This window comes from Parapedobacter sp. (assembly GCF_053550995.1).
Genome location: NZ_JBMQOC010000135.1, coordinates 20,740 through 39,538, shown reverse-complemented (window position 1 = coordinate 39,538; position 18,799 = coordinate 20,740). Strand labels below are relative to the sequence as shown.

20 protein-coding genes are annotated in these 18,799 nt (G+C 49.5%); 15 read left to right on the top strand and 5 right to left on the bottom strand.

Translation table 11 applies throughout. From position 1 onward, the window contains the following. The first annotated feature begins 412 nt into the window (after positions 1-412). Positions 413-1,345, top strand: coding sequence for a hypothetical protein (locus ACO1NT_RS18440; RefSeq protein ID WP_449050220.1), 933 nt, complete (start codon positions 413-415; stop codon positions 1,343-1,345). Positions 1,346-1,691: 346 nt separating this feature from the next. Then, a complete protein-coding gene (locus tag ACO1NT_RS18435; protein WP_449050219.1) occupies positions 1,692-2,210 on the top strand; it encodes a hypothetical protein in 519 nt (172 codons plus the stop codon). A gap of 427 nt (positions 2,211-2,637) precedes the next feature. On the opposite strand, the gene ACO1NT_RS18430 is transcribed toward ACO1NT_RS18435, so the two are convergent. After that, a complete protein-coding gene (locus tag ACO1NT_RS18430) occupies positions 2,638-2,922 on the bottom strand; it encodes a hypothetical protein (RefSeq protein ID WP_449050218.1) in 285 nt (94 codons plus the stop codon). 23 nt (positions 2,923-2,945) lie between these two features. On the opposite strand from ACO1NT_RS18430, the gene ACO1NT_RS18425 reads away from it, so the two are divergent. From ACO1NT_RS18425 to ACO1NT_RS18400, 6 genes are all read left to right on the top strand, one after another. Continuing rightward, complete coding sequence (locus ACO1NT_RS18425; protein WP_449050217.1) at positions 2,946-3,356, top strand: DUF1016 N-terminal domain-containing protein; 411 nt, start codon at positions 2,946-2,948, stop codon at positions 3,354-3,356. A gap of 1 nt (position 3,357) precedes the next feature. Beyond that, positions 3,358-3,513, top strand: a complete 156-nt coding sequence (locus tag ACO1NT_RS18420) for a PDDEXK nuclease domain-containing protein (protein WP_449050216.1) — start codon at positions 3,358-3,360, stop codon at positions 3,511-3,513. A 624-nt stretch (positions 3,514-4,137) separates the two neighbouring features. Further along, on the top strand, positions 4,138-4,470 hold the full coding sequence (locus ACO1NT_RS18415; RefSeq protein ID WP_449050214.1) for an ArsR/SmtB family transcription factor: 333 nt from the start codon (positions 4,138-4,140) through the stop codon (positions 4,468-4,470). A 58-nt stretch (positions 4,471-4,528) separates the two neighbouring features. Continuing rightward, complete coding sequence (locus ACO1NT_RS18410) at positions 4,529-4,993, top strand: DUF6428 family protein (protein WP_449050213.1); 465 nt, start codon at positions 4,529-4,531, stop codon at positions 4,991-4,993. Positions 4,994-5,012: 19 nt separating this feature from the next. Next, positions 5,013-5,627, top strand: a complete 615-nt coding sequence (locus ACO1NT_RS18405; RefSeq protein ID WP_449050212.1) for an arsenate-mycothiol transferase ArsC — start codon at positions 5,013-5,015, stop codon at positions 5,625-5,627. A gap of 16 nt (positions 5,628-5,643) precedes the next feature. Further along, the gene (locus ACO1NT_RS18400) at positions 5,644-5,982 is read left to right on the top strand and encodes a cupin domain-containing protein (protein ID WP_449050211.1); all 339 of its coding nucleotides are present in this window, start codon (positions 5,644-5,646) and stop codon (positions 5,980-5,982) included. Between the two features lie 4 nt (positions 5,983-5,986). Here the strand turns inward: ACO1NT_RS18400 and ACO1NT_RS18395 are convergent, their stop codons facing one another. The 4 genes from ACO1NT_RS18395 to ACO1NT_RS18380 are packed head-to-tail and all read right to left on the bottom strand — an operon-like array spanning position 5,987 to position 12,073. After that, positions 5,987-8,227 (bottom strand): alpha-L-fucosidase, encoded by a 2,241-nt coding sequence (locus ACO1NT_RS18395; protein ID WP_449050210.1) that lies wholly within the window; start codon positions 8,225-8,227, stop codon positions 5,987-5,989. Between the two features lie 15 nt (positions 8,228-8,242). Beyond that, positions 8,243-9,046, bottom strand: a complete 804-nt coding sequence (locus ACO1NT_RS18390; RefSeq protein WP_449050209.1) for a glycoside hydrolase family 16 protein — start codon at positions 9,044-9,046, stop codon at positions 8,243-8,245. A gap of 6 nt (positions 9,047-9,052) precedes the next feature. Next, complete coding sequence (locus ACO1NT_RS18385; RefSeq protein ID WP_449050208.1) at positions 9,053-10,717, bottom strand: glycoside hydrolase domain-containing protein; 1,665 nt, start codon at positions 10,715-10,717, stop codon at positions 9,053-9,055. Positions 10,718-10,732: 15 nt separating this feature from the next. Next, on the bottom strand, positions 10,733-12,073 hold the full coding sequence (locus ACO1NT_RS18380) for a sigma-70 family RNA polymerase sigma factor (RefSeq protein ID WP_449050222.1): 1,341 nt from the start codon (positions 12,071-12,073) through the stop codon (positions 10,733-10,735). Between the two features lie 404 nt (positions 12,074-12,477). Here ACO1NT_RS18380 and ACO1NT_RS18375 point away from each other — a divergent pair, with 404 nt between their 5' ends. From ACO1NT_RS18375 to groES, 7 genes are all read left to right on the top strand, one after another. Next, complete coding sequence (locus ACO1NT_RS18375; protein WP_449050206.1) at positions 12,478-13,482, top strand: glycoside hydrolase family 43 protein; 1,005 nt, start codon at positions 12,478-12,480, stop codon at positions 13,480-13,482. A 100-nt stretch (positions 13,483-13,582) separates the two neighbouring features. Beyond that, positions 13,583-15,019: a tRNA (N6-isopentenyl adenosine(37)-C2)-methylthiotransferase MiaB gene (gene miaB, locus ACO1NT_RS18370; protein ID WP_449050221.1), complete on the top strand. Its 1,437-nt coding sequence runs from the start codon at positions 13,583-13,585 to the stop codon at positions 15,017-15,019. 58 nt (positions 15,020-15,077) lie between these two features. Beyond that, on the top strand, positions 15,078-16,331 hold the full coding sequence (locus ACO1NT_RS18365; RefSeq protein WP_449050205.1) for a sigma 54-interacting transcriptional regulator: 1,254 nt from the start codon (positions 15,078-15,080) through the stop codon (positions 16,329-16,331). An 11-nt stretch (positions 16,332-16,342) separates the two neighbouring features. Next, complete coding sequence (locus ACO1NT_RS18360; RefSeq protein ID WP_449050204.1) at positions 16,343-16,864, top strand: LptE family protein; 522 nt, start codon at positions 16,343-16,345, stop codon at positions 16,862-16,864. Between the two features lie 44 nt (positions 16,865-16,908). Further along, on the top strand, positions 16,909-17,907 hold the full coding sequence (locus ACO1NT_RS18355) for a hypothetical protein (RefSeq protein ID WP_449050203.1): 999 nt from the start codon (positions 16,909-16,911) through the stop codon (positions 17,905-17,907). 12 nt (positions 17,908-17,919) lie between these two features. After that, the gene (gene secG / locus ACO1NT_RS18350; RefSeq protein ID WP_449050202.1) at positions 17,920-18,267 is read left to right on the top strand and encodes a preprotein translocase subunit SecG; all 348 of its coding nucleotides are present in this window, start codon (positions 17,920-17,922) and stop codon (positions 18,265-18,267) included. Positions 18,268-18,490: 223 nt separating this feature from the next. Then, the gene (gene groES / locus ACO1NT_RS18345; RefSeq protein WP_325636851.1) at positions 18,491-18,766 is read left to right on the top strand and encodes a co-chaperone GroES; all 276 of its coding nucleotides are present in this window, start codon (positions 18,491-18,493) and stop codon (positions 18,764-18,766) included. The last annotated feature ends 33 nt before the right edge of the window (positions 18,767-18,799 follow it).

The following is an 18,799-nucleotide window of genomic DNA, read 5'->3' as shown; positions in this document are numbered from 1 at the left end:
GGGGCGGCCCCGTTTTGTTGCAATTAATTTGTTAAGAGATGTTAAATAGACAATGTGGTGACCAAAGACGGCTAAAAAAGAGAAACGCGCACTCTGAAAGCAACGGGTCTCTGCCCCAATGGGGTTAGGGGGGAGTGGATTATTTTGTGGGTCATTAAATAAAAAAATGCCCCGGTCAAACCAAACAAAACCAGGGCGTGGTATATCTCCTATGAAAATGGTACCGCGGCCGGATAGAACAAAAGTCGATTTCGGGGTTCCAAAGATTTGCAAGTCGACGACAAAGTTTCTACTTTTAGCGTAGCCAAAATGAAATTAAGCCTGTATCAACTTAGACGGCACACGTCTTCGGGCATACGCGCTTGTAACGGGAAGTGCGTCGGTGATAACTTAAATGTCGATAGCTAAAAGCATGGAAAGAATTAAATTGATCGTCTATGTTCTTATGGTATGTACGGTTTTTAATACGGGTATTGTGCTAACGGCCCAAGGACAGACATGGGGACCAACAATTAATTTTACCGAAGGTCAATCATTCAAATATGCCGTGACCCACAAAAACGTGGTGTCAGGAAACCTCTCTAAAAATAGAGATACAGAGGAGCAGTATCTGATACACTTTAAAGTATTAGAAAAAAAGGGAACATACTGTAGGCTAGCCATTGAATACTCATTTAACGACCCAACTGTTAATACGCTCTTTGATTTTATCCATAAGGTTGTTCGACCTAGTTTTACGATTCTAATAAATATGGAACAGGTCACTATGGATATAGAAAATGATGATGAGGTAATTCAGCTCATTGATCGATATGTTGAAGCGGGAAATGAATATATAGAAGGGTCTAAATATCAGGAAAGTTTGAAAAAAGCGATCCAATCGCCCAACAAAGAGGAGATTTTATATGGCCAACTCTTTTCGGATCTGTATGTAATCTTCGCCCATTTCTGGTTTGAAGAGATTTCCATAAAAGATACATTGGAATACACAAGACCCCTCTATAGTAATCTAATCAACCAAAAAGCGGTCGCCGACGCCACTTTTTATGTTAAGGATTTTCGTCCGGGCGATTATATATTGTTTATTGAAGAACTCGTAATTCCTGGTTATGGGGACTTGTATTTAGAACATACTAGAAAAGTGTTGGAAGGTATCAAATCAAAAAAACCAACGGAAGATTTTCCTAAGCCAGATATTACTCATACATCCATCAATGAAATTAAGATTGACATTAAGTCGTCTTTGACAATCAGCCTATCTAGCAAGGTTACAATTAACTTGCAGAGTGTAGACGGAACTATAAACAATGAAATGGGCGTCACTTATGTTTTAATGGAAAAATAATCTTTTTATTTGGAATAGTATATATTCTATACATATCGGCATGGAACTTAACAACAGCCTCGAGCAATTTCAAACAATTAGAATCAAACGTAATCGTAAAGGGCCTGATTTAAATCGCAACTTGGCAAATATGACAACCTTTTTCCAAGAAGGAAGTGGAAAGCGGTAATCAACACGTTGACCTCTCCCCTGAAAAACGGGAACGTACAGCATTTGAAATTTGGAGAATCTGTTGGCTGTAAAACGTTTGTCTTTTTTGGATTTCCATAAATTAGTGTCTATTTTTAAACGCAACCAATGTGATCTAGGCCCGAAGTAGCGGAAGTTGGTTTAACGAAAATATATTATGAAAAGTTTGGTTAGTGCAAACCCGCTTGTCGTTTTCTTCTTAGTGATTATCGGTGCACGGCTCACCAACTTCACCAGTGTAGATAACCCAACAGTCATCTCAATAATTCGAATTATGGGTATCATTATGTGTGCCGCCTACCCCCTGTCGCTCCAGCAGGTAGTGCAGGACTATGTGCCTAAGAAAGTAACCGTAAACGAAAATTTTTACCTCATTAACGGGTTTGTATGGTTTGCCGCGGCAGCCATCATATCGATACCCGATCTTGTCGGTGACCTAAGGCTAACTGGCTGGAAAGTCCTGCCTGCCTTGTATGTTGCATTTGCATACGTTTATTTTGTGACTTACCCCGCTAAGTTGTTACGAAGTGCACAGCGGAGACGGGAAGTGCAGCTTGGGGAGTATATCGGCGACGCACTGCTTATGCTAATCTTGCCCATCGGCATCTGGTTTATCCAGCCAAAGATAAAACGTGTACTGCATCGGGAATTGGACGAAGGCAGCGAGGGGGGGTAGCAAGGGGTGCATTTGGCGATTTGCTGAATGAACCATGTTCTTAAGTATGACTATAGAAAAACTAACCTTAGAAATTCTGGGAGAAAGGGCGTCACCGGGAATACGGTGGCTCGTCACACGAATACGGCAGTACGTCACAAAAATTCTTTCTCCCGTATTGTACGATACGTCCGGTATCGACACTTCTTATTCGACAATCGTGTGGTTATCATGCAGAGCAAAAAGAAAGCCCCGAAACGGGGAGGATCGGGGGTGGGGGCGGCCCCGTTTTGTTGCAATTAATTTGTTAAGAGATGTTAAATAGACAATGTGGTGACCAAAGACGGCTAAAAAAGAGAAACCCGCCACTCTGTAAGTAACGGGTCTCCGCCCCAATGGGGTTAGGGGGGAGTGGATTATTTTGTGGGTCCTTAAAAAAATGCCCTAGTCAGATCGGTCGAGGGCTCTTCCAGCCGTACACCGTTGGGATAGATAATCGATAAGATAGGCTGACCTGCCGTCCTAGGTGAAACCATCGGAATAAACCGCTATCCCCGGCGGATTGACCCTCCTTCCAGCGACTGATCCAATAACTGAACTTACCTAGGGTGATGCCATGATAAATAAAGGATTGTACGCCCATGAGCAGGAAACCATTAGCAATGAGCAGAATCAGACAGGTACTCGGGCTGTACCAGAACAACAGGACCATAAAAAAATGTATCTTTGTCATATAAACCACATAACGACCTTCCCATGGTAAAAATAGCGTTGGCTAATCAAGAACATCAGTTCATTATTGAAATAAAAGAACGGGTACGAAAGGCCCAGTACGAAGCCCTTAAAGTAGTCAATACGGAATTGATTAGTCTGTATTGGGATATTGGAAAAGCCATAGTGGATAAGCGGAAGTTGGGATGGGGAAAAGCAATTGTCCCCAAGCTTTCCAAGGAGCTGCAGAAAGAATTTCCAGGCGTAGGTGGATTTTCAACCACAAACCTTTGGTACATGGCTCAGTTTTATGCTGAATATCAGCCTGATAAAAATCTCCAACCAATGGTTGGAGAAATTAGCTGGAGCAAACATCTGGTTATCCTTTCAAAAGTAAAGGACCCGCAGGAGCGCTTGTTTTATACGCAGGCTACCAAGAAATTTGGCTGGACGTAAAATGGAGTTCTATTTATCAGTATTGAATGACAAAGTCCGATTGTCACACGAAAACGAGGCTATAGGCATTATTATCTGTAAAGCTAAGGACAGGACAATCGTGGAATATTCTATAAGAAGCTATTGCCGAGCGCAAAAGAGATTGAAGAAAAATTAATGGAGTTTTTCGAGAGCTAAAGAGCAAAACCATGCCGTGGACTAGGTTTCAACTTAGATAAATTTGCTCACCGGAGCTATGTTGTATGGCTTGGTACTGCGGTCTCGAAATAGAATAAGCCTCAAAGACACCGGTTCCGTAAAAAACGTTGGTATGCCAGGGAGCCATTCATCCGTGAATAGGGCGATTCGTCCCACGCTAAGTCCATCAGGGCAAAGGTAGACCGGAAGGACGGTGGGCTTGGCTATCACTGATCGAATAAGAAAGCCCCGAAACGGGGAGGATCGGGGCTTTGCTAACTAACCAATTATAAACCTAAATTATGAAAAGACAATCTTATAAATTTTACTAACTGACTATATAACGCACGACGCCCCCGTTTTGTTGTAAGTATTTTGTTAAGAGATGTTAAACAGACGCTGCCGTGACCAAAAAAGAGAAACCCGTTACCTTGTAAGCAACGGGCCTCCGCCCCAATGGGGTTAGGGGCTATCAACCTAAACCTATGTCTAAAACGAAGAAGCTGGTGGATTATTTTGTGAGGGATGAAAAAAAAATGGCCTGCATGAAAAAATTTTGAGAACTAATTATTATATCGTAATATTGCGATGTTAACTGTTTGACATGGGACTCACAAAGTCAGAGATATTTACAGACGAGCAAAACAAGTTGGCTTCGCTATTCAAGGTGTTGGGACATCCGGCAAGGATTGCTATACTTCAGTATATCATCAATCAGAAAGCATGTATCTGCAATGATCTGGTTGAAGAATTGGGGCTGGCACAAGCAACTATTTCGCAGCATTTGAAAGCGCTAAAAAACACAGGAATCATCCAGGGAACCATTGAGGGGAAATCCGTTTGTTATTGCATCGATGAGCGCACTTGGAAACAAACACAAGCGGAATTTAATAGGTTTTTCAATCAAGAGGTAAAAGTAAATTATTGCTGCCCATAGTATTTTTTTGCCCTCTATCATCGTAATATTACAATATATAATTTTCAAATCAACATTTATGACACTATCAGAAATCAAAGAGATCTTATTGACATTAGACCATGTTGAATTTCAGTTATCGGACGGAACATTTGTTCCGGAACATTTCCACGTTACGGAAGTAGGACAAATTACAAAGCATTTCATTGATTGCGGTGGCGTAATCCGCATGGAAAAGGCGGTAAACTTCCAATTATGGAATGCGAATGACTACCAGCACCGATTAAAGCCGACCAAGCTATTGAATATCATCAAACTATCGGAAGAAAAACTGGGCATTGAAGACGCTGAAATAGAGGTAGAATACCAAAGCCATACGATTGGCAAATACGACCTGGGGTTCAACGGCCAGCATTTCGTACTGGAAAACAAACAGACCGCTTGCTTGGCAAGTGATGCCTGCGGTATTCCGGCGGAGAAGCAACAGGTAAAACTATCGACATTGAACGGCGCGTGCTGCACCCCAAATTCGGGATGTTGCTAAATACCAAAAATCAATCGGAATGTATAGGAATGTGGCCGAAACCATCAAGGGAATCACCGGGGGCCGAACCTTAAATGACGAACGCAAAACCATATTACAACCGCTGATCGCTTTTGTACAGCAGAAGGTAAACAACGGGCAAGATGTAAACCTTAATTTCATTTGTACCCATAATTCACGAAGAAGCCATTTGGCCCAGGTTTGGGCGCAGGTGGCAAGTGTATACTTCCATATACCGAGCGTATATTGCTATTCGGGTGGTACGGAGGAAACGGCCCTGTTCCCAAAGGTAGCGGACACGTTGATCCGCCAAGGGTTTGTCGTTTTCAAAATGGCAGAGGCCGACAACCCCATATACGCCATAAAATATAGCGACAGCGCGTTGCCTATCATCGGGTTTTCAAAAAAATACGACAGTTCTTTTAATCCGGCGTCAACATTTGCCGCCATTATGACCTGTTCGCAGGCAGATGGCGGATGCCCTTTCATCGCGGGTGCGGAAAAAAGGATAGCCATCACGTTTGAAGATCCCAAGGTTTCGGACGGCACACCGGAGCAGGCACGGGTTTATGCAGAAAGGAGCTTGCAGATAGCAATGGAAATGTTCTATGTTTTTTCAATGATTGAAATATAGTATAAATTGGCACCCCATGATAAAAGACATTCAAAATAGCCGCCACTACCATTGGGGTAATCTATGCGATGGTTGGCATTTGCTGGATTCCCCAACATTGAGCGTTATCCGGGAGAGGATGCCCCCGGGCACTTCCGAGACCTTGCATTATCACCGCCAGGCACAGCAGTTTTTCTTCATCTTGCGTGGTGTGGCAACCTTCGAGGTCGAAGGTGAAATCGTTGAGGTGGGCGAAGGCCAGGGGTTCCATGTCCTTCCAAAAAGGAAACACCGCATCTTAAATAACGCGGATAAGGCGCTGGAATTCATCGTCATCTCGGAACCCAAATCGCATGGCGACCGGGTGGACCTTTAACTGCTTATAAAAAGTCCAATTCACTTATGGCCACTGCCTCCCCCTTCCCGGCGATCTCCAAAGATTCGACACGGATATAGCGCGTGACGATGGGCTTCTTGAAATAGTGGGTCCGCTCGGTTGGATCATTGATTAAGTTGCCGAACTCGAATGCTTCCACCGTTTTCCACGTGCGCCCATCGGCACTGGCCTGGATGATTCCCTTAGCCATCATGCCTTCCGAATGTGCGGTCTGGGGCGTATAGGCCATTCCGTTCACGGTGTATTCGGCACCAAGGTCAATGGCAATGAAATGGGGTGCTTCATCGTTTTCCGATTGCCAAAACGTGCGCGGGTCCGCGTCGATAGCCAATGGGGCACCGTGGTTCTTCCGTTCGCTACTTACAGCCCGTACCGCCCAATTTTCCTTGACGATACCGAGCCGCTCACTGTGTACGGGACTAACTTCATCATGATGTATAGAAATGGCTTTTAACTCGCCCCTGGTCGCCTTGAATGGACCCTCGTATTTTTGCGACGTGTGGTTGGGGGTTGTCCCATCAAGGGTATAAAATATTTCAAAGCCGGCATTCAGATTTCCAGCCGCGTTTTCTCCGTGCGGTTTCCAGTTAAAGTCGGCTTGCTTTGGCGCAATGGATACGGTTCCATCACGACCTCGTGTAAATGCCAGTTGTGGAGGATGGGCCTTGTAAAAATGGGCGGAGACGTGACTGATCGCCGGGTCGAGCCGCGATTCCAATACCCGTACCCGGAGCTTATCCGTTGTTACGTCGGCGAAACGGAGAATACGTTTATAACCGATGTTGGTTGCCAAAGCGATCTCTTTCCATTGATTGCCCACCCAGGCATCTACGGCGAACTTTTCAACACGTTCGCTATGTGTGCCGATGGCTTCTTGGAGCATCAGCCGGTTTGTGGTAATGGGGGCGGGGGTTGAGATGACGATCTCTCGAGCGTCGCCGCTGAGCAACAAGTAGGTATCAAGCTTGTTGTCCAATACCTGTCGGGGCCCTTCGGCACGGTCCAGCAGGTTAGTGCCGTACGTTTCGTTAATCCGTTTACCGGTTTCGATGAGCGCGTCAACATCCGCCGCTGAAAATTTTCCATCTCGATTGGGCGGAACGTTGAGCAGAAAAGTGGAATTCCCGCCCACCGAGCGCTCATAGATATCGAACACGTCATCGGCATTTCGTACTTTTTGGTGCGTGTCATCCCGATAAAACCAACCCTCGCGTATGGATGTATTGGTTTCTGCCTGTTGGTAGTGCAGGTAGCGGGCTTGATACAGTTTGTCGCGGGAACCCAGATCTTCCCCTTGCATATCGGGAAACAGGGAAGTGGTATCCGGGTTGTCCGGATAGGGAATGACATTCCATTCGGTGTCGCGGGTTCTGCCCGATTCATTACCGCACCACCGGATATCTTCTCTTCCGAAGATGACGGCTTCCGGTGCCAGTGTCCGGATGAGCTCCTTCCATGCCCCATAGTTATACCGTTGGCCACCCTTGGTTTTGGGATGTGCGCCATCGAACCATACCTCATGCACGGGGCCGTATTCCGTGAGTATCTCAAAAAGCTGATTCAGGAAATATTCGTTGTAATCGTCTACCTCGAACTCGAATGTGGTCTTATTGGCAAACGGCCGGCCGGGTACCTCACGCGGAATAACCCGCTTCGTATATTTACTCAAGTTGCCATACAGGCCTTCGGGGTTTTCGATTTGGTATAGATCTGCCGGCGACAGATAGACACCAAGTTTGAGTCCGTATTTTTGGCACGATGCCGATAGGTCCCTTAGAACATCACCCTTGCCATCCCGGAAGGGGGTGGACATGATACCGTGGGTGGTATAGCGGCTCTGCCACAGCACAAAACCGTCGTGGTGTTTTACCGTAAGTATGACCATTTTCATCCCGGCAGCTTTCAGCGTGCGGCACCATTGGTCGGTATCCAACGTTTTCAGGTCGAAAATTTTGGGGTCTTCCTTTCCGTTACCCCACTCCATGCGCGTAAACGTATTCGGACCAAAATGGATAAACGCGATAAACTCGTTCTGTAATGCCTTCAATTGGTTCGTTGAGGGCACCACGTGGGCGGCTTTTTCGATGATGGTCTCCTTGCTGTCCGTCGCATCGATCTTGATGGTATTCTGGGGTACAATGGTACTCGTCTGTGCGTGAACGCACAACAGGAACGCCATGTTTAGGCATCCGATAAGGAAGCTTTCCTTTTGGCTTATCATCATATTGGATTAAATAACTTACTGTTTTTTCTGCTTACCAAACCCATAGAAGCGCACCCAGTCGATTTCCATTTCAACGGGTAGCTCCGCGGCGTGAACCGGCCCCACCCAGGAGCCGCCGAGCTGCATATCGAGGAGCAGGTAATAGGTATGGTCGCCGAAGGGGAATTGCCCTTCCTTGTCGGTTTCGATACGCGGGTAAGAAAACGTTTTCTGATCGTTGATGTAGTAAACGAGACTGTCGGGGTATACCTCAACGGCGTAGGTATTGAAATCATCGGGTACGATCTTGCCGGTGGCGCCTGGCTTGGGGTCTTTGATATTTAACCGATAGGTATAGTGCGTGTGCACGGTTTGGTAAGCGATGGAATCGTGATTTAAACGTTCCATGATGTCGATTTCGCCGCCATCCGGCCATTTGCCATCCTGCGGGAGCAGCCAGAACGCCGGCCAGGCCCCCTTCGCACCGTTTAGCTTGGCTCTTATTTCCCACCGTCCGAATCCGAAACTCACTTTATCTTTCGTATAGACACCCCCCGTCAGGAAGCGGGCCGTGTCGTTGGGCAGCCGGTGGTTTACCAATCCTTTGAGCACCAGTTTCCCGTCGCGCAGCGCATAGCACGAATCGTAATCGCTCATGTACTTGTTCCACGGAGAGGTACCACGGGGGATCTTGGTCCAATGGTTGGCATCAAAACTTTGCTGCCCATCGAATCGGTCTTCCCACAGCAGGTGCTTCTTGGGAAGCCTCGAAGTCATTGAACAGGCGCTTAGGAACGCTACCACGAACCATGAGAACCCCAAAAACAGTTTGGTATGCATATCGATCTATTTACTCAATTCTTCCAGGACCTGTTTTCGCAAATCCCGGAGGTGTTGCGGATTCGTATCGTACCAGTCGAACCGGTACACGTTGGTCCTTACCAGCTCTTTCGCTAAAGCCGGATCTTTCGCCTCAAGCATTTTCAACAGGGCGTAGTCATTAATCCCATCGCGCATGGCCTCCAGCCGGATGGATGAATACAGCTTATGATAGCCGGGGTACACCACCCATGAATCGCCGCCGGGCAACACATTGCCCGATTCTTCATTGATGCCGGTCGTTTCGCCGAAGGGGTCATCGTTCCACATATTCAGGCCCCAATGCAAATAGCCATTTAGGCCAAACCTGAAATTGATCCAGTGCAGCAGACGGGTCTTGATGAGCGGCAAATCCAGAAAGCGATTGGCGTAATTGCCTTTCGGTGCCAAGCACGTATAGAACCATGCTTCATCGCCGGCACGCTGCCTTTGCTGGTAAAATTCATAATCCTGGTGCAGAAAATCAAGCTGGGGCACCCATATGTCTATTGAATTTTCCAAATCTTTGGTATGGCAGGCCTCGATTACCTTCATTTCGGGTACGATGCCCTTGGCAAACCCAGCTATCGCCGTATAGGATGCTATGTTGGATTCGATGGGCTCATCGGCTATGTGCTGGTAATAGATGTCTTTCCAGCCTTTTTCTTCGAGGTGGCCATACAACTGCGTGAAAAACTGCCGGTAAAATTCTCTTGCCGCCGGCAATTCGATAGAAACCTTTTCGAAGATGACGGTATCCTTTCCGATCTGGGGTACGCGTACCTGGAATTGGCTATCCCAAGTGCTTTCGCGCCCCCCGATATGGCCACCTTCTATGCGCCCCAGCACCCCTTCTTCCTGAAAGATGGCGACCATCCTATCGAAGCGCGAAAAGTCGATCTGGAGCCGCCCATTTTTTTCCGTATACATAGCTAGGTCGAGGGGCGATATGAGGGCCATATTTTGTCCGTAAGCCGCCATCTTACGGGCGAGAACCCGTATCAATTTCCAATATGTCTCCGAATAAGGTATGACCGGCTCACCGTTGTTCAGCAATTTTAAGCGCCGTGCAGACGTGCTGAACCAATTGGTAACCCATAGCCCGGAAGGCGCCAGGGTGACATCGTGGATCGTTACCGCCATGGTTTTACTGACATCGACGCCTTCGCCTTCCAGACCCAGTTGCAGGGTATATTGGCCCGCGCGGGCATCGTGGGGTATCGGCACGGTTATCCAGAGGCTGCGGGTCTCCCCCGGTTGCAGATCGAGCGGTTTGTCATCGATGATGGGGTCGGGGTAATAGCCCGAAACGGATGCCAGTTGGTCGATAGCGGGATCGGGATACGTCCGTCCTACTTTCACGTAATCTACATATCCGACCTGGGCTGGCACTTTCCCGGCGTTTCCGAAAGACGGCACCCGTACGGTGTATTTCAATCCGTTGAGTTGCCCACCGGCACGTAGCGCAACCTGGAAGGTTGCATACTCCCCCCGCGCCACATGGGCCTCGGGCAGATAGTCGCCGAAGTAGTTGGTTTCCGGAAATACTTTCTGCAAAGGGTCTACGAAATGTACCTGCAAGTTGGCCTGGGCGGCAACCGTTTGTGCGAACGCCCATAACATGGCGCATAACAGCATCCTAAGTTCCATCATAATGAGTGTGTTTAATTAATCAACCCATCCGGGGTTTTGCCCCAGCTGCGGATTCAACGTCAATTGATTGGTCGGTATCGGGTATAAATAATCCCTGTTGACATCGAATTTGAACCCTTCCGCTCCCCCATTCAATGTATTTTTGAAGATCTTGATATACCCGTTCGCATTCACTTCAAGCTGGGCAACCCGTTCGGCAAATTTGTCTTGCCGAGAAAGGTCGGGTTGCGACTCGGGCAGGTAATCGGAAAAATTAAAGTTCACAAACTGGGCTTTCTTGGCGCCTAGCGGTATTTCCCCGACAATCAGCTCGTCCGCGGCGGCCCATCGCATGATGTCGTCCACGCGGAAACCTTCGCAGGCCAGCTCGACCTTGCGCTCGCGGCGTACGGCCTGGATGATGGGCGATAAGTTGGCAAACTCGAAATTCGGGTCGACCGCCACGTCCATGGTCAAGTGTGCCAAGCCACCGCCTGCCCGTTCACGCAATTTGTTGATGCTTCTATCCAGATCGGCCTGCGTAAGGGTGCCAAGCTCGGCTTTGGCCTCCGCGTAGATGAGCATCACTTCGCCGAAGCGGAAATAGATCAATGCCTGGAGGCCTTGGCCGGCCGCACGGGCGTCCGCATAGCGGAAATTATGGCCCTTGTAAATTTGGTAACCCGTTGGGCATGATTCTTCCGAGTCCCAGCCGTCGAAAGCCGGCGCGATAAAGTAAACGGGCGGGCTGGCTTGTTGCCAGCGGTAATGTTGCTTATCGTTGATCTGGATGGTTTGCGCCAACCGTGGATCACGGCCTTCGGCCACCTTAAGCAGGGTTGCATCGAGGGCGAGTAACAGGGAAATGATATGCAATTCCCTGTAATGGAGTTTAAGCGATTTCGTGGCTTTGACAATATGGTCGCTGATGGCCGATGTGGATATGCCGAGGATCTTGCCTACTTCTTCATAACTCCTACCCTCGATTTTGCACAGTGTATAGACCTTTCTCCGCTGCAGTGGAAGCCTATCGATTGCCGCGGAGAGGATGGTTTCACATTCTTTATATGCCAGCTCTTCGTCGATATGCTGGTACAGTTCGCTGGATGTACCGATGAGATACGCTTCCATATCGCGCTCCCTGGTTTGCCGGTAAAAAAAGTCACAGACAAGGTGTTTGGCTATCGTGAAGAGAAAAGATTTGAATGATTTATCCGCGTCGATGCTTTCCCTTCGCTCCCATATACGCTGAAAAACATCTTGCAGAATCTCTTCGGCTACGACGGTGGATTTCACCATCTTCAATATATTGCCATACAACCTTTTGCTGTATGCAAAATAAAGATCCTCAAAGGCTTTCGTATTCCCCTTTCGCAATTGTACCAGCAATCGCTTTTCCCTAAGTTAATCAACGCCATTCATATTCTTAAAGCAGATTTACTCGACCATGCCGCCGGTTCAAACCCTGAATTTTTAGCCAGGAATCCATGTCTTGGCATATCCAACATCTTAGCGGACTATTACACGCTTAAATCAATTGGCTCACATCATTGGAATATGGATTTTCCAATTTTAAATCAATGATACGCCATATAATTTGATTCTGCAATAAGTGAGTGAACGCAAACGATTGTTCAATTTTCGGGGACCCGGCCCTGGTGAAACGCCGGGGATACGCCGGGAGGGGAAAGCGCGACCAGCGGTTGAATTTACCCGGAAAGGATGTTTATATCCATGAAAAAATCTACATTTGGAAAATGTATCCTCGTTACCTGTTTACAATGAAATCTTCTGTACTGATGGTTGCCTGCCTTGTGTTGGGCAGCACAGCTGCTTCCGCCCAACATGCGGCAAAAACGGTCCACATCAAGGATCTGCATATCCGTGATCCCTACATCGTTGCCGATAAAGAAACGCAGACTTATTTCCTGTACAAATCGTCGCCGGTGGGTAGCGGTGACACACGCAGCAGTGGGGTGGTCGTTTTCAAAAGCAAGGACCTCGAACATTGGGAGGGTCCTTATACGGTGTTTGCCACGCCTGATGACAATTGGATTACGGGAGCGATATGGGCTCCGGAAGTGCATCGGTACAATGGCAAATATTACCTTTTCGCCACGCTGAACTCGGACATCGACTGGAAAAAGAAGCGAGCCGATTGGCCCCGGTATTCGTTTAGGGGCACCCAGCTATTTTATGCGGACTCGCCCATGGGGCCGTTTGTTCCATTTGACGGCAAAAAGCCCCATACACCCATGGACTGGATGGCGTTGGATGGCACGCTGTGGGTGGAGGACGGAAAACCTTATATGATCTTTTGTCACGAATGGGTGCAGGTGGAGGATGGCACGATGGAGCTCGTGGAGCTCGAACACGACCTCTCGGCAGCGAAAGGCCAGCCAATGACCCTCTTTAACGCATCGAGCGCCGGATGGTCTACCGGGATGGCACATAGCGACGGTACGGTCTCCTATGTGACCGATGGTTGTTTTGTATACCGCACGAAAACCGGAAAGCTGCTCATGATCTGGTCGAGTTTTAAGGAGGGTCAGTATGCGATCGGCATCGCGGAGTCTACCACGGGGCGGGTAACCGGCCCGTGGCGGCAACAGGAAAACGTACTGTTTGCGGAGAACGGTGGCCACGGCATGTTGTTTGAAGCTTTCGACGGCACCCTGATGCTGACCTTCCATGGGCCAAACAGCCCCAATGGTGCCGAAAGGGCCCAGATCTATACCTTGAGCGACGGTGGGGATACGCTCCACCTGGGTAAACGGCTGTATTAATGGCATGGGTAACTGCCGCCGGCCATCCCCTTTGGCCTGCTGCCAAACTGTCATTCTTTCAAAATATTATTTTTAACTTTGTAGGCTTTAACGGACGATGATGTTTGAGACACCCACAACGACGAAAGAACACGACGAATCACGGCAAGGTGAGGCCCTGTTGATTGAGAACGACCCGAAAAAGGCCGATGGCCGGAAACTATATATAGAGAGTTACGGCTGCCAGATGAACTTCTCTGACAGTGAAATCGTGGCTTCCATCCTGCTCGACAAGGGCTTCGAGACCACACGCGACTACAAAGAGGCCGATGTGGTTTTCATCAATACATGCTCCATCCGCGAAAACGCCGAGCAACGCGTACGCAACCGGCTGAAGGAGTTCGAAGCGGCCAAAACGAAGAATCCGGGCATGATGGTGGGCGTGCTTGGCTGCATGGCCGAGCGCCTGAAATCCAAATTCCTCGAAGAGGAAAAGCTGGTGGACATCGTTGTCGGACCGGATGCCTACCGCGACCTGCCCAACCTCATCGAACAGGTGGACGAAGGTTCGCGCGCAGTCAACGTACTGCTATCGCGCGAGGAAACCTATGCGGATATCAGCCCGGTTCGCCTCAACACGAATGGTGTTACGGCATTCATCTCCATTATGCGGGGCTGTGATAATATGTGCTCTTTCTGTGTGGTGCCATTCACGCGTGGGCGCGAGCGGAGCCGCGACCCGCAATCGATCGTGAAGGAAGCCCAGAACCTCTTTGATGCCGGCTACCGGGAAGTGACGCTGTTGGGTCAGAACGTGGACTCGTACAAGTATGCGGCGGCCGTGGCCGATGGCCAGGAGCCGGAGCCCGTGGTTACCTTTGCCCGCCTGCTGGAAATGGTGGCCCGCGTAAATCCGCTGCTGCGCGTGCGCTTTTCCACATCGCACCCCAAGGACATTACCAATGACGTGCTCCATGCGATGGCGAAGTACGAAAATATCTGCAAGTACATCCACCTGCCCGTACAATCGGGCAACTCGCGGATCCTCCAATTGATGAACCGCACTTACGACCGCGAGTGGTACATGGAACGCGTGGATGCAATCCGCGAAATCATTCCCGATTGCGGCATTTCGACCGATGTCATCACCGGTTTCTGCAGTGAAACGGAAGAAGAACACCACGATACGGTCGCGATGGTGGACTACGTGAAATATGACTTCGCGTATATGTTTGCCTACTCGGAGCGGCCGGGTACGCTCGCCGCCAAACGGTATGCAGACGATGTGCCCGAAGAAGTGAAGAAACGGCGCCTCACCGAAGTGGTGGATCGCCAGCGCGCGCACAGCCTGGAACGCCTGCAAACCTATGTGGGTAAAACCCATAAGGTGCTGATCGAAGGCTTGTCGAAACGCTCGGATAAAGACTACTGCGGCCGGAACGACCAAAACACAATGGTGGTATTCCCGGTAGACGACCGCTATAACGTGGGCGACTACGTAACGGTTTTCGCTGATCGGTGTACGTCGGCAACGTTGATTGGGACGGTTGTTGGTTAATAAACAGGGCATTGAGGATTGGGTACAGATAAGGTATTGAATACCAAAAGGAATAGAGATGGATATCCAAGACATAAAGAATAGATTCGGGATTATCGGCAATTCGCCCTTGCTGAACCGGGCCATCGATGTGGCACGGCAGGTGGCGCCCACCGATATCTCGGTGTTGATTACGGGCGAGAGTGGGAGCGGCAAGGAAGTGTTTTCGCACATCATCCACCAGCTCAGCGCCCGCAAGCATGGTCCGTTCATCGCGGTCAACTGCGGGGCTATCCCCGAAGGCACGATTGACTCGGAGCTATTCGGGCACGAGAAGGGCTCATTTACGGGCGCGCACGAGGCCCGGAAGGGCTACTTTGAAGTAGTAGGTGGCGGAACCATCTTCCTGGATGAAGTAGGTGAGCTACCGTTGGGCACACAGGCCCGCCTACTCCGCGTGCTGGAAACCGGTGAGTACATCCGCGTGGGTTCCTCGAAGGTACAGAAAACGGATGTACGCGTCATCGCCGCCACCAACGTAGATATCTACGAAGCGGTACAGAAAGGCAAATTCAGGGAAGACCTCTATTATCGGCTCAATACGGTGCCGTTACGTATCCCGGCACTGCGCGACCGGAAGGAAGATATCCATCTGCTCTTCCGCAAATTCGTGGCCGACTTTACCGACAAGTACCGGAGCCCAAACGTACAACTCACGGAAGATGCCCAGCAGCTGCTGGCCAACTACCCCTGGCCGGGAAACGTAAGGCAACTGAAAAATATAGCCGAGCAGATTGCGGTATTGGAAAAAGAACGGCTCCTCGACGCGCAAGTGCTCCAACAGTACCTGCCTTATGACAACCGAAGCAATCTCCCCGTTCATGTCGGCTCGGCAAAGGGTACAGACGATTTCTCGGAACGCGACCTCTTATATAAGGTGCTTTTCGACATGAAAAAAGATATGGTGGAGCTGAAAAAGCTGGTCGTGGAGATTATCCAGAACGGGGTTAATTCCGGTATTGTGGAAGACAATTCGCCATATATAAACAAACTGTACCGCGAACTGGACAGCCCCGTGGCCGAACAGTTGCCGGCACAACCCACACTGACCATCCACCGCCCATCGGCCAGCGACTCCAGCGACGATTTCCGCTATCCTACCCAAGAGGCGGAAGAGGTGGAGGAAGAATCCCTTTCGCTCGTGGAGCGCGAGTCGGACCTGATCAAAAAAGCGCTGAAGAAGCACAAGGGCAAACGGAAATCGGCCGCGCAGGAACTGGGCATTTCCGAGCGGACATTATATCGTAAGATCAAAGACCTAAACCTGAACTGATGCGGATAGCTATGATGTTGGCAAAAACATGGAGGTACTTAGCGGTGTTAATGGCTGTCGTGGCCGTAAATGGCTGCGGCGTTAAGTATGGCTTTACCGGTGGCTCGATACCCGAAGGGATGAAAACATATACGGTTGAGTTTTTTGAGAACACGGCGCCGATCGTCAATCCTACGCTTAGCCAAACATTTACCGAAGCCCTGAAAGAACGCATTCGCAGCCAATCGAGCCTGAGCCAGGTGACCACCAACGGCGATGCCATTTTCGAGGGGCGGATTACGGGGTATAGCATTGCCCCGGCGGCCGTTGAAGCGGGCACGGACCGCGCCGCACTCAACCGGCTTTCCATTACGGTCAATGTGAAATACACAAACACCATCAAACCGGAAGATAACTTCGAACAGCCGTTTACGCGGTTCAAAGACTTCTCGTCTGCAGGCGGGTCGATACCGGCACAGGAGGAGGCACTCATCCGCGATATCAACCAGATGCTTACCGAGGATATCTATAACCGGGCATTTGCGAATTGGTAGGATGGTTTGTGATGGGATGAAGCACCGATTGATGACTTTAAGATTTGAGGAACAGTAGAGTGGACAACGCAAATTACAAGGAACTATACCACCGTGCATTAGTTAACCCCATGGCGATGGATGGCGACACCCTGTCGGCGTTGATTGATCGATATCCTTATGCGCAGGCACTGCGTGTGGCACAAGCCCGTAAAAATTACCACGACAGCGGTTCAACGAATGGAAGTGCCCTGCTGTTTACGGGATTGTCCAATTGGCTGTACGGCCATGTGATGCTTGAGCCGGCCACCGCGGAAAGCATACCGGCCGACGGCACCGTGGAGGCCGAACACATACCCACGGTGGTCGATATTGAAACCGTTATCCCCGATATGGACGACTCGGGGCTGACGGAGCACCCCATAGGACTGGACTACTTTGCTTATGAGGGGGCCGTTTCAGACGAGCAGGATGCCAACCCGGCCAACGTGTCGCAGGAGGTGGTTCCCCTATCCGAAGCGACGCCCCATGAGAAGGTGAGCTTGTATAATGACGACCACCTGCCCTATAGCTTCTTGTGGTGGCTCAATAAGACGCGGATGGAGCATGCCGCTATCTACCGGCCCTATGCGCCGCAGGACGAGTCGGCGGCTTATCCTGCCGATATGGCGGGGGCGCCCGACGACGAACAGGTACTCGACCACCAAATCCGGGAAAACATCTTTCACTTGCAGTCGCCCGAAGAGAAATTGAGCACGGCACAGCCACCCGAGACCATACCCTTCCAGGTACCCAAGAAGACCGACCCCATCATCGAGCGGTTTATACGGGAGGAACCACAGATTAAGCCACCGCCGGCCGATAAGATCAACCTGGAGAATAAGGCGCGGAAGAGTGCCGAGGACCCATTGACGCTGGTAACCGAAACATTGGCAAACATATACGTTGAGCAGGGACTGTATCCGAAGGCGATTGCCATCTATAAAAAATTAAGTTTGAAATATCCCGAAAAAAGTACGTACTTTGCCGCTCGAATTACGGAATTGACGAATAAGTTACCCTAGCGGAATAAAACAATGCAAACATTATTGATTATATTGATTATGCTGGCCAGCGTGTTGCTGTCTTTCTTAGTGTTGATACAGGAACCGAAAGGCGGCGGATTGGCCTCGGGTTTTTCGGGCGGCACTAACCTGATGGGCGTGAAGCGTACGGGCGACCTCTTGGAAAAAGGGACGTGGGGACTGGTAATCGCCATCATGGTCTTTGCACTGATCGTAAATGTGATGAGCCCTTCGGCAAGTACCGGCGGAGGCAGCGGATTGACGGATCAAATCACGCCGACGGCCCCGGCCCCGACCACGGCGCCGATCCCCCCGGTAACGGCTCCCGAGGAGACGCCGGGCTCGGACACCGCACAGTAAAGCATCCAAAGGCCACCCCATCGCGGGTGGCCTTTTCTCTTTTGTGTCACTGCCACCTGCACTGACATCCTGACACAACTTCTCCATACGTTCCATGGGCATCGGCGCTAAAAATGAAAAAATGGCAATATAGCCCGCTAAAAACGCACTTGGCATAGTTGATGACGTAAATGGCGAGGAAGAATCAAAACATATTAACAATTACATATTAACTAAAATCATTATGGCGTTAAGTATTAAACCTATCGGAGACAGAGTGGTGGTTGAGGCTGCCCCTGCAGAGGAGAAAACTGCATCAGGTATCTACATTCCAGATACCGCCAAGGAAAAACCCCAACGTGGAACCGTTGTGGCTGTTGGTACCGGCAAAACGGACGAACCGTTGACCGTGAAGGTAGGAGACCAAGTGTTGTACGGCAAATATGCCGGCACGGAAATCACGTACGAAGGAAAAGAATATTTGATTATGAAGGAATCTGATATCTACGCGATCGTTTAAGATCGGTAGCTATCGGGAATTCATATTTTTCCT